Genomic DNA, 10,170 nt, shown 5'->3' on the forward strand with positions numbered 1-10,170 from the left:
TTCGGAATGATTCAAAAAACACGACCTAGGACGCCGGCGGCCGCGACAGGAGCGGAACCGGGGGCGGGAGGACCGCCCCGGGGTCTCAGCGCCCGTCGTCCAGGGGGTCGAAGATCGCCGCCACGTCCTCGGCCTCCTCGGCCAGCGCCCCCATGATCTCCTCCTCGACCTCGTCCTCCCCGGCCCGCCGGTCGCGGGGCCGCGCCCGGTCGTCCCGATCCGCCGCCGCGCGGAGCAGGACGCGGCCGTCCCCGCCGATGACGAACTCGACCTCGTCCCCCTCATGGACGTCCAGCGCCGCGGCGACCTCGCGGGGCAGCGTGACCGCGTTCCCCCCGCCCAGCACCGCGCGCCGGCGTTCCCTGCTCATCCCCGACATGGCTCTCCTCCCCGGGCGCCGCCCGGCCCCCGCACCGGCGGCCGGGACCGGAACGGCCCTCCGCCCAGGATGCATCCGATCCCCCGCGGGACCGACTCCCGCGCGCCACGGCGCGGCGGCGCGTCCGGGCTGGTCGGCGGCCGAATGTCGTACACCTGTGCCAGAGTGAGGTGTACCACTATTCTTGGAGGCCGCTATGGCATACCTCCTGGTCATCGGCACCCGCAAGGGGCTGTTCACCGCAACCAGCGACGACCGCCGCACCTGGGAGGTCGGTCCGCCCCACCGGCTCGACCCCCAGGACTTCGCCAGCTACGGCGCCGTGTACGCCGTCGGCGTCGACCCGCACACGCGCCGCCTGCTCGCCGGGGCCGAGAGCTCCCACTTCGGGCCGAGCGTGTTCCACAGCGACGACCTCGGCGCCACGTGGAACGAGCCCGAGCAGGCGCCCATCGCCTTCCCCGAGGACGTCGACTCCTCCTTCACCCGCGCCTGGCAGTTCGCGTTCGGCCCCGAGCCCGGCACCGTCTACGCCGGGGTCGAGCCCACCGCCCTGTTCCGCTCCGCCGACGGCGGCGAGTCCTTCGAACTCGTGCGCGCCCTGTGGGACCACCCGCACCGCGCCGACTGGTGGCCGGGGGCGGGCGGCGCCGCCATCCACACCGTGCTGCCGGGCACGGTCCGCGCCGGGCACACCGACCCCGCCGCCATGACCGTGGCCATGTCCACCGGCGGGGTCTACCAGACCCTTGACGGCGGCGCCTCGTGGAACCCGGCCAACCGCGGGATCAGCGCGGGCTTCCTGCCCGACGAGGCCCCCGAGTACGGCCAGTGCGTGCACAAGGTCGCCGTTGCCGCCGACGGCCGGTTCTACGCGCAGAACCACCACGGCGTCTACCGCAGCGCCGACCCCGCGTCGGGATGGACCTCCATCGCCGACGGCCTGCCCACCGACTTCGGGTTCGCCATGGTGGCGCACCCGCACCGGCCCGACACCGTGTACTCCTTCCCGGTCGTCAGCCAGGAGGTCCACCTGCCGCCCGACAACCGGCTGCAGGTGCACCGCACCGACGACGCCGGCGCCACCTGGCGGCCCGACCACGCCGGCCTGCCCGACGGCCGCTACTACGGGATCGTGCTGCGCGACGGCGCGTGCACCGACGGCGCCGACGTCCCCGGGTTCTACTTCGGCACCCGCTCCGGCGACGTCTACGCCACCACCGACGACTCCGGCGAGTGGACCCGGGTGGCCGCGCACCTGCCCGACGTCCTGTGCGTGCGCGCGGTGGAGGTGTAGGCCGTGGAGGTCCTGGTCCTGGTCCCGACCGTCCTGCGGGCCGACTGCGGCGGGGCCGCCCGCCTCACCGTCACCCCGGCCCCCGGCGCCGACGGCCGGGTGGTGCTGCGCGGCGTCCTGGACGCGGTCGCCGACCGCCACCCGAGGTTCGACCGCCGGGTCCGCGACGAGCAGGGGCGGCTGCGGCGCTACGTCAACGTGTTCGTCGGCGACGACGAGTGCCGCGCCGTCGGCGGCCTCGACGCCCCGGTGCCGCCCGGCGCCGAGGTCCGCGTGCTGCCGTCCGTCGCCGGGGGCTGACCCCGCCCGGCGCGGGCCGCGGCGGCCCTCCGGCCGACCTGGTGGCCGGGTTCCGGGGCGGCGGTGCGCCCGCACGCCCGTCCCGGGGCCCGGTCGCGGCCCGCGCCGGACCGCGAACCCGCAGGTGGCGGCCTGGGCGGGGTGCCGGGCGGGGCGGTGGCGGCCCGGCGGACCCGTGTTACAAGGTGGGGACCGTGTGACCCGGCCGAACGAGGAGCCGCGACCTCCATGCCGCATCCCCGACCCGCCCCCCGCCTCCGCACCGCCGCGCGCCTGGCGGTCGGGGGCTGCATCGCCCTCGCGGCGTTCGGCGGTGCGCCCGCCGCCGCCGACACCGCCCCCGGCGGGCCGCACGCCGAGCCCGCCGGTCGGCTGCCGCTGCACCATCCGCTGCCGCCGGAGCCGCCGGCGTTCCCGGAACCTCCGCACTGGGAGCCGCCGCACTGGGAACCGCCGCACTGGGAACCGCCCGACTGCCCGGAGCCGCCGGAACCCCCGGAGCCGCCCGAGCCGCCCCTGCCGCCCGAGCCCCCGGAACCGCCCGCACCGCCGGAGCCGCCCGCACCGCCGGAGCCCGAGCCCCCGGCCGAGGAGCCGGCGCCGGCCGACCCCGTCCGGCCGGCCGAGCCCGCCCCCGAACCCCCGCCACCCGACGACCCGCCGCCCGCGCCCATGGCGGTCGCCGCACCGGTTCCGGAGCCCGAGGCCCCCGAGCCCCGGCCCGAACCCGCCGTCCAGGTCGCCGCGCCACTGGTCGAACCCGCCGAGCGCGCGGGGCTCGACGGGTTCACCCCGTTGCAGATCATGGTGTTCGTGGTGATGATCGCCGTCGCGGCCGTGGTGGGGGCCTCCGGCGCCCGGCGCTGACACCCGACACCCGACCAACACCGACACCCCGCGCGCCCGGTCCTCGGGCGCGCGGGCTCAGCCCGCGCCGATCGCGGCGTCGATCCGGTCGAACCCCTCCAGCGCGGCGGTGAGGGCGTCGGGGCCGATCGCGAGCGCGCCGGTGTAGGGGTTGTCGAGGTAGAGCAGCAGCACGACGGTCGCCGCGACGAACACCAGATTCAGCAGCGCCCAGAAGATCCGGGTGCGTGAGCCCCGCACCCCCATGCCGAACGGCAGCACCACCACGGCCAGGGCGCTGACGGTGGCGGCGAGGGTGACCACGCGCGGGATCTCGCTCCCGGCGGCGTCGGCGCGCTGCACCCGCTGCGCGGCGAGGTCGGCGACCTCCTGGCGGGCGGTCAGCCGGTCGAGTGCGGCCGCCGGGTCGTCGCCGGTGTCGATCGCGTGGACGCTGGTCCGCAGCCGCTGGAGGGCGGTGTCGCCCTCGGGGCTGAGCGCGCGCTCGCGCATCCGCGGCCAGTCGTCGCGGACCGAGGTCTCCAGGTAGTCGCGCAGGTCGGCGCGGACCCGGGCGCCCTGCTCCTCGGGCAGGGCGCCGGTGCTCCAGTACAGGGCGGTGGCGGTGGCGGCCTCGTCGGTGAGGCCGTCGCCCGCCCCCTGGTTGTTCTCCCAGCCGATGACCAGGCCCATGGCCATGGCGATCAGGTAGATGGACAGCACGCACGGCGCGATGAGCGTGCCGATGGCGCCGTCGGAGTCGTCGGAGGAGATGCCGAACTTGCGGACCACCAGCACGCCGGCGACGCAGAGCAGGGCGAGGACGCAGAGGACGAGCACGAGGCTGAGGGTCATGGCGCTCCCGATCGGTCGTGGCGCCGGCGGGGGCGCCGGCGCACCGCGACCCCCGGCGCGGGGTGGCCGCGCCGCCCCCGCGCCGGAGGTCCCTCTCCAGCTACCACGGCCCCGCGCTCCCCTCAGGCCACTCGCGGAATCCGATCCGGTCGCCGGGGAGCGCCTTTTCGGAATGCGGACGGCAATCGCGGTGAATACGTCATGGAACCCTTTTTCCTGACGTCGGACATCCGCACGAGCCGCGAATTTCGGACACCCAGCGAATCACCGAGCGGCGGCACGGAACCGCAGACCAGGGGCCCGGCGACCGGGCCGCGCGATCCCGGACCTGGCCGCCAGGTCGGGGCGCGCGGCGCGTCGGCCTCCACGGACGGGAATGACGCCCCGCAGGCGGTCCGCGACCATGAATTTTCGGTTTCCGGAGCGAAAAGGGGGTGGTCACCGATATGTTGGCGACCCCGGTTCCGGCCGTCCCTCCGCCCCGCGGCCGCGGCCACCGCGGACCGCCGCTCGTGCCCCACCCCGGCCCCGGTGTGCTCCGCACCGGGCCGACGGCACCGACGAGCGCGCCCGGGGGGCGATCGGCATCGCAGCACACGACCACCACCGGTTCCTCATCACCGCCACCTCCACCCCGCGCGGCCTGGCGTTCACGGGCGACATCGACCTCGACACCCGGTCGCAGGCCGAGGCCGCGCTCAGCGCCGCGGTCGGCTGGGAGGGCGACCTGCACGTCGACCTCACCCGCGTGGGGCTGATCGACGCGGGCGGGCTGCGGCTGCTGGCCGACACCGCCGCCCGGCTGCGGTTCGGTCGGCGGCTGGTCCTGCGGGTCCCGCCCGGCCGGGTGCGCCGGCTGATCCGCCTGGCGAGCGTCGACGTCTGCCCGCGCGTCCAGGTGGACGGGGCGCGCGATGTCCGTTGACATGTCCGTCGAGCGCCCCGGCCTGGCGCACCGCTGCTGCGTCTGCGCCTCCGACGACGAGTACCTGGCCGCGGCGGTGCCGTTCATCGAGGCCGGGCTGGTCCGCGACGACCCCGTGCTCGCCGCCGTCCCGCGCGCCAACACCGCCCTGCTGCGCCGGGCGCTCGGCGCGCGGGCGGGGTGGATCGACTACACCGAGCCGGTGGCCTTCGGGCACCGCCCACCCGAGCGGCTGGCCGCGCTCGACCGCTACTGGCGGCAGAACGCGCCGCGGGTGGCGGGCGGGCGGCTGCGCGTCCTCTGCGAGCCGGTGTGGGCCGGGCGCTCCCCGCGCGAGATCGCCGCGTGGACCTACCTCGAATCCCACGTCAACGTGCTGTTCGGGGCGGCCGACGTCTCCGTGCTCTGCCTCTACGACACCCGGGTGGTGCCCGCGGGCATCGTCGCCGAGTGCCGGCGCACCCACCCGGAGCTCGTGCGCGGCGGCCGGGTGCGCCCGAGCGAGCACTACGTCCACCCGACCGTGTACTCCACCGGGCCGCTGGAGCCCGGCTCCGCCCCGGTCCCGGTCGACCCCATGGGCGGGCCGTTCACGGCGTCGGACCTGGTGAGCGTGCGCGACGAGGCGCTGGCCTACGCCCGGCGCCGGGGCGTGTCGCGGGCGCGGGCGCTCGACCTGGTGTTCGCGGTCAACGAGGCCACGGCCAACGCCGTGCTGCACGGGTCGGGGCGCGGCAGCGTGTGGTTCTGGACCGAGGACGACGAGCTGATCTGCGAGGTCACCGACGACTCCGGCGACGGCGGCGCCGCGATCGGGCCGTTCGCGGGGTGCCCGCCGCCGCGCGACGAGTGCGGGCGGGGGCTGTGGCTGGTGCGCCAGCTCTGCGATCGGGTGCACATCGGGGTGGCGAACGGCCGGACGGTGGTGCGGATGCACCTGGCGATCCACTGACCTTGGATTGACAGCATTCTGTCAACTTGACAGCACACTGGCATCATGACAGGATGCTGTCATGACTCAGCGCACCGTCCACCTCGCCGTCTACGACACCCTCGCCGACTGGGAGTACGGCCACGCCGTCGCGCAGCTGCGCGACTCCACCTACCACCGCGACCCCGCCGGCTTCGACGTCGTCACGGTCGGCGCCACCCTCGACCCCGTCACCAGCATGGGCGGCCTGCGCATCCTGCCCGACCTCGCGCTGGCCGACCTCTCCCCCGCCGACAGCGCCCTGCTGCTCCTGCCGGGCGCGAGCGCCTGGGACTCCGACCCCGAGCGGCTCGCCCCCTTCGCCCGGACCGCCCGCGCGTTCCTCGGCGCCGGGGTACCCGTCGCCGCCATCTGCGGCGCCACCGCCGGGCTGGCCCGCGAGGGCCTGCTCGACGACCGCGACCACACCGGCCCGGCGGCCGACTACCTGGCCGCCACGGGCTACGCGGGCGCCGCCCGCTACCGCGAGGCCGACGCCGTGACCGACGGCGACCTGATCACCGCCTCCCCCACCGCACCGGTGGCGTTCGCCCGCGAGGTGCTGGGCCGGCTGGAGGTGTACACCCCCGAGATGCTGCACGCGTGGTACCGGCTGTTCGCGCACTCCGACCCGAGCGCGTTCGCCGCCGTCGGCGAGGGCGCCGCGTGAGCGGCGGGCCCGACCCGGGCGGGCTGCTCTCCGACACCGCGCTCGCGGTCTTCCGGCTGCACGGCCGGTTCCTGGAGGAGTCGGAGCGCATGGCCCGCCCGGCGGGGCTGACCACGGCGCGGTGGCAGGTGCTCGGGGCGGTGCTGCGCGAACCGCTGCCGGTGTCGGGCGCCGCGCGGGTCATGGGCATCACCCGGCAGAGCGCGCAGCGGGTCGCCGACCTGCTCGTCGCGGAAGGGCTCGCCGCCTACCTGCCCAACCCGGCGCACCGGCGGGCCAAGCTGCTGGCGCCGACCGACGCGGGCCGGGCCGCGGTGGCCCGCATCGAACCCGCGCACCGGGACCTGGCGCTGCGGCTGCGGGAGCGGCTGGGCGACGAGGGGTTCGTCCGGGTGCGGGCGGCCCTGCTGGAACTGTCGGCGGCGATGGACGACATCGGGAATGCATGAGCGGGTGCACGGCGGCGGGTGTGCGCACCGGCCGCCGTTGCACGCACCGCGGAATCCGGGCTGGTGAGCGGCGCGTACACGCATAATTCCCTGCATTGACGACAATGCAATTTCATTTCCGACCACGGTGATTACCGTTCTCATTTCCTCCGGAGATCCGGTTCTATCCGCAAGGAGAGGTGACCGCGAATCCCCGCCGAACCTAGGGTGGCGGACAGAACAACGGCGCCGTTCCCGTCGGGCCCCCGGGCCCGCCCTGCCCCCGACCGCAGGCGTCCGGCCCTCCGCCGGACGCCACGCCGACGACAGGACCGCGACATGACGGCGAACCCCGCGCTCCCCTCCTTCCCCTTCCCCGCCGACCACCCTTTGGGCGTGGCCGCCGACCTGCGCCGCATCCGCGACCACGGGGCGCCGGTCCGGGTCCGCCTGCCCTTCGGCCGGCCCGCCTGGCTGGTCACCCGCTACGACGACGTGCGCCGGGTGCTCACCGCCCCGGAGTTCGGCCGCGACGCCCACCGGGCCGGGGTGGCCCCTCACGAGATCCCCGGGGTGACCCCCCGCGACCCCGCCGCCGACAGCCTCCTCTCCCTCGACCCCCCCGACCACTCCCGGCTCCGCCGCCTCGTCTCCCGCGTGTTCACCCCGCGCCGCGTCGAGGACCTGCGCCCGCGCGCCCAGGCCCTCGCCGACCGGCTGGTCGACCGCCTCCTCGCGGACGGCCCGCCCGCCGACCTGGTCGAGCACTTCGCGCTGCCGTTACCGGTCGGCGTCGTCTGCGACCTCCTCGGCGTCCCCGCCGCCGACCGCGAACTGTTCCGCGGCCACACCGAAACCCTCCTCAGCACCGACCCGGGCGACCCCGAAGCCGCCGCGCGGGCCCGCACCGCCCTCGACGACTACCTCGCCGGGCTGGTCGCCCGGCGTGCCCACACCCCCACCGACGACCTCATCGGCGCCCTCGTCCGGCTCCGCGACTCCGGCGACCGGCTCAGCGACCCCGAACTCGTCTCGCTGGTCCGCACCCTGCTCATCGCCGGGCACGAGACCACGGCCAACCTCATCCCCGACTTCCTCGTGTTGCTGCTGGCCGGCGACGGCTACTGCGAACTGGTCGCCGACCCCGAGCGGGTGCCCTCGGCCGTCGAGGAACTGCTGCGGCTCACCCCGCTCATCACCATGGGGTCCTTCCCCCGCTTCGCCCTCAAGGACGTCGAGATCGGCGGTGTCCGCGTGCGGGCGGGCGAGGCGGTCATCGTCGAGCTGTCGGCCGCCAACCGCGACCCCGGCGCGTTCGCCTTCCCCGAGACCCTGGACCTGCTGCGCGAGGAGAACCCGCACCTGGCCTTCGGGTTCGGCGTGCACCGCTGCGTCGGCGCCGCCCTGGCCCGGGTGGAACTCCAGGTGGCGCTGCGCACCCTGGTCCGGCGACTGCCGCGGCTCGCCCTGGCCAAGCACCCCGACGACCTGGTGTGGCGCGACAGCGTCGTCCGCGGGCCCCGGGAACTCCCGGTGACCTGGTAGGCGGGCGGCGGCGCCGGACCGGCCGCCGCCCGGCCCCGCCGCCGCGACGCGCCGGACCCGGCGCACCCGGGGGCGCGCCCGGCGGCCTAGCATGCGCTCATGGACCGTGGACTGCCCGCCGACTCCCCACTCCGGCGGATCAACAGCGAGGCCGCCGTCCTCGGCGCCGCCGGCTACGCCATCGCCCTCCAGGTCGCGCACCCGGCCGTGGGGCGCGGCGTGGCCGAGCACAGCGACTTCGTCCACCGGCCCGTCGACCGGCTCCGCGGCACCCTGACCTTCGTGTACACGGTCGTGTTCGGCACCGCCGCCGAGGCCCGCCGGGTGGGGCTGCTCGTCCGCGGCCGGCACCGGCGGGTGCGCGGCCCCGGCTACGACGGCCTCGACCCCGACCTCCAGGTGTGGGTGGCCGCCACCCTCTTCCACGGGGCCGTCGCCCTGTACGAGCTGTCCGTCGGTCCGCTCACCCGGGCGGAGAAGGAGGCGGCGCTGCGCGAGGCGGCGGTGTTCGCCACCGCCCTCGGCTGCCCCGCCGACCGGTGGCCGGCCGACCTGGACGCGTTCGACGCCTACTGGGCGCACACCCTGGCGACGATCGAGGTGGACGACACCGCGCGCCGCCTGACCGGCCAGGTCTTCGCCCCGCGGCAGCGGCTGCTCGGGCCGCCCATGCGGGTGCAGCGCTTCATCGCCGCGGGGCTGCTCCCGCCGAAGGTCCGCGACGGCCTGGGGCTGTCCTGGGACCCCGGGCGGCAGCGGCGGTTCGACCGGATGTTCACGGTGGTGCGCACCGTCTACCCGCGGCTACCGCGCGCCGTCCGTACGCTGCCGCGCGACGCGGTCCTGCGCGACATGCGGCGCCGGGCGGCGCGCGGGCGGCTGTACCGCCGGGCGGCGGGCGCCCCGGGGACGCCCGTCCGCTGACCGGTTCAGGCCGGCCGGATCTCCTGGGTGCAGCACTTCGGGCCGCCGCCCGACCGGGCGAACTCGGTCGTGTCCACGCCCACCGGGCGGTAGCCCCGTTCGGCGAGGAGCGCGGCGAACCCGGTGGCCTGCGCGGGCAGCACCACGTTGTACGCGTCGCTGACGGCGTTCAGCCCGAACACCAGCGCGTCGGCCTCGGCCACCCGGATCGCGTCGGGGAACAGCACGGCCAGCACCCGCTGCGCGGCCGGGGAGAACGCCTCGGGCAGGTAGGCGATGTCGGGGCGGCCGGAGACGCGGCCGTCGTCGAGCACGGTCAGCGCGGTGTCGAGGTGGTAGAAGCGGGGGTCGACCAGGCGCAGGCCCACCACCGGCACCCCGAACAGCTCCTGCGCCTCCATGTGCGCGGCCTGCTCGGTGCGGAACCCGGTGCCGGCCAGGATCAGGTCGGCGGTGACCGCGAAGTCGCCCTCGCCCTCGTGGACGGCGGTGGAGGGGGTGGCGGGGATGCCGTTGGCGCGCAGCCAGTCGAGGTGCGCGGCCTCCTCACCGGTGCGCTCGGGGTTGCGGAAGCGGGCGGCGTAGGCGGTGCCGCCGACGACGACCGCCCCGTTGGCGGCGAACACCATGTCGGGCAGGCCGGGGCGGGGGTCCAGCAGGCTCACCCGGTGGCCCAGCCCGGTGTAGACGTCGCGCAGGCGCTCCCACTGGTCGAGGGCGCGGCGGCGGTCGACGGGGACGGCCGGGTCCATCCAGGCGTTGATGGCGTAGCTGACGGCGAAGTGGGTGGGCGGGCACATCAGGAAGTGCCGGGGCGTGGCGGTGCGCACGGCGGCCGGAGAGCCGAGCAGGGAGGGACGCGTCACGCCTCGACAGTACGGCCGGGCGGTTCCCGGGACCAAGAGCGAATCATTGTGCGTATCCGCCCGTTCGTTGCGCGATCAACCTCGCTGACGGCACTTTCCCCCACCATCCCCCACCCACCCGCACGTTGCCCGCCCCCGCAAGCCACACCCCGCCCCGGCCACCCC

At 76.1% G+C, this 10,170-nt stretch carries 12 protein-coding genes; 9 read left to right on the forward strand and 3 right to left on the reverse strand.

From position 1 onward, the window contains the following. Positions 1 to 85 precede the first annotated feature (85 nt). Positions 86 to 370, reverse strand: coding sequence for an AbrB/MazE/SpoVT family DNA-binding domain-containing protein (locus NT8_RS30090; protein ID WP_067974359.1), 285 nt, complete (start codon positions 368 to 370; stop codon positions 86 to 88). A 205-nt stretch (positions 371 to 575) separates the two neighbouring features. Here NT8_RS30090 and NT8_RS24620 point away from each other — a divergent pair, with 205 nt between their 5' ends. The 3 genes from NT8_RS24620 to NT8_RS31375 all read left to right on the forward strand — a co-directional run bounded on the left by NT8_RS24620 (position 576) and on the right by NT8_RS31375 (position 2,843). Then, a complete protein-coding gene (locus NT8_RS24620) occupies positions 576 to 1,676 on the forward strand; it encodes a WD40/YVTN/BNR-like repeat-containing protein (protein ID WP_067974362.1) in 1,101 nt (366 codons plus the stop codon). Between the two features lie 3 nt (positions 1,677 to 1,679). Next, the gene (locus NT8_RS24625; RefSeq protein ID WP_067974365.1) at positions 1,680 to 1,976 is read left to right on the forward strand and encodes a ubiquitin family protein; all 297 of its coding nucleotides are present in this window, start codon (positions 1,680 to 1,682) and stop codon (positions 1,974 to 1,976) included. A 228-nt stretch (positions 1,977 to 2,204) separates the two neighbouring features. Then, positions 2,205 to 2,843 (forward strand): hypothetical protein, encoded by a 639-nt coding sequence (locus NT8_RS31375; protein ID WP_067974367.1) that lies wholly within the window; start codon positions 2,205 to 2,207, stop codon positions 2,841 to 2,843. Between the two features lie 57 nt (positions 2,844 to 2,900). Here the strand turns inward: NT8_RS31375 and NT8_RS24635 are convergent, their stop codons facing one another. Further along, positions 2,901 to 3,677: a bestrophin-like domain gene (locus NT8_RS24635; RefSeq protein ID WP_067974369.1), complete on the reverse strand. Its 777-nt coding sequence runs from the start codon at positions 3,675 to 3,677 to the stop codon at positions 2,901 to 2,903. A 403-nt stretch (positions 3,678 to 4,080) separates the two neighbouring features. Between NT8_RS24635 and NT8_RS28945 the strand changes: the two genes are divergently transcribed. From NT8_RS28945 to NT8_RS24660, 6 genes are all read left to right on the forward strand, one after another. Beyond that, positions 4,081 to 4,602: an STAS domain-containing protein gene (locus NT8_RS28945; RefSeq protein WP_169805260.1), complete on the forward strand. Its 522-nt coding sequence runs from the start codon at positions 4,081 to 4,083 to the stop codon at positions 4,600 to 4,602. Beyond that, complete coding sequence (locus NT8_RS24640; protein WP_084469249.1) at positions 4,592 to 5,554, forward strand: sensor histidine kinase; 963 nt, start codon at positions 4,592 to 4,594, stop codon at positions 5,552 to 5,554. The genes NT8_RS28945 and NT8_RS24640 overlap by 11 nt, the downstream gene beginning before the upstream one ends. Positions 5,555 to 5,615: 61 nt before the next feature. After that, the gene (locus NT8_RS24645; protein ID WP_067974375.1) at positions 5,616 to 6,242 is read left to right on the forward strand and encodes a DJ-1/PfpI family protein; all 627 of its coding nucleotides are present in this window, start codon (positions 5,616 to 5,618) and stop codon (positions 6,240 to 6,242) included. After that, positions 6,239 to 6,691: a MarR family winged helix-turn-helix transcriptional regulator gene (locus NT8_RS24650; protein WP_067974378.1), complete on the forward strand. Its 453-nt coding sequence runs from the start codon at positions 6,239 to 6,241 to the stop codon at positions 6,689 to 6,691. The genes NT8_RS24645 and NT8_RS24650 overlap by 4 nt, the downstream gene beginning before the upstream one ends. Before the next feature lie 318 nt (positions 6,692 to 7,009). Then, the gene (locus tag NT8_RS24655; RefSeq protein WP_067974381.1) at positions 7,010 to 8,215 is read left to right on the forward strand and encodes a cytochrome P450; all 1,206 of its coding nucleotides are present in this window, start codon (positions 7,010 to 7,012) and stop codon (positions 8,213 to 8,215) included. Between the two features lie 99 nt (positions 8,216 to 8,314). Continuing rightward, positions 8,315 to 9,139, forward strand: a complete 825-nt coding sequence (locus NT8_RS24660) for an oxygenase MpaB family protein (protein WP_067974383.1) — start codon at positions 8,315 to 8,317, stop codon at positions 9,137 to 9,139. A 5-nt stretch (positions 9,140 to 9,144) separates the two neighbouring features. On the opposite strand, the gene ddaH is transcribed toward NT8_RS24660, so the two are convergent. Beyond that, positions 9,145 to 9,939: a dimethylargininase gene (gene ddaH, locus NT8_RS24665; protein WP_157515965.1), complete on the reverse strand. Its 795-nt coding sequence runs from the start codon at positions 9,937 to 9,939 to the stop codon at positions 9,145 to 9,147. Positions 9,940 to 10,170 lie beyond the last annotated feature (231 nt).

The sequence above is a fragment of the Nocardiopsis trehalosi NBRC 14201 genome (assembly GCF_001552555.1).
GTDB classification, from domain to species: domain Bacteria; phylum Actinomycetota; class Actinomycetes; order Streptosporangiales; family Streptosporangiaceae; genus Nocardiopsis_B; species Nocardiopsis_B trehalosi.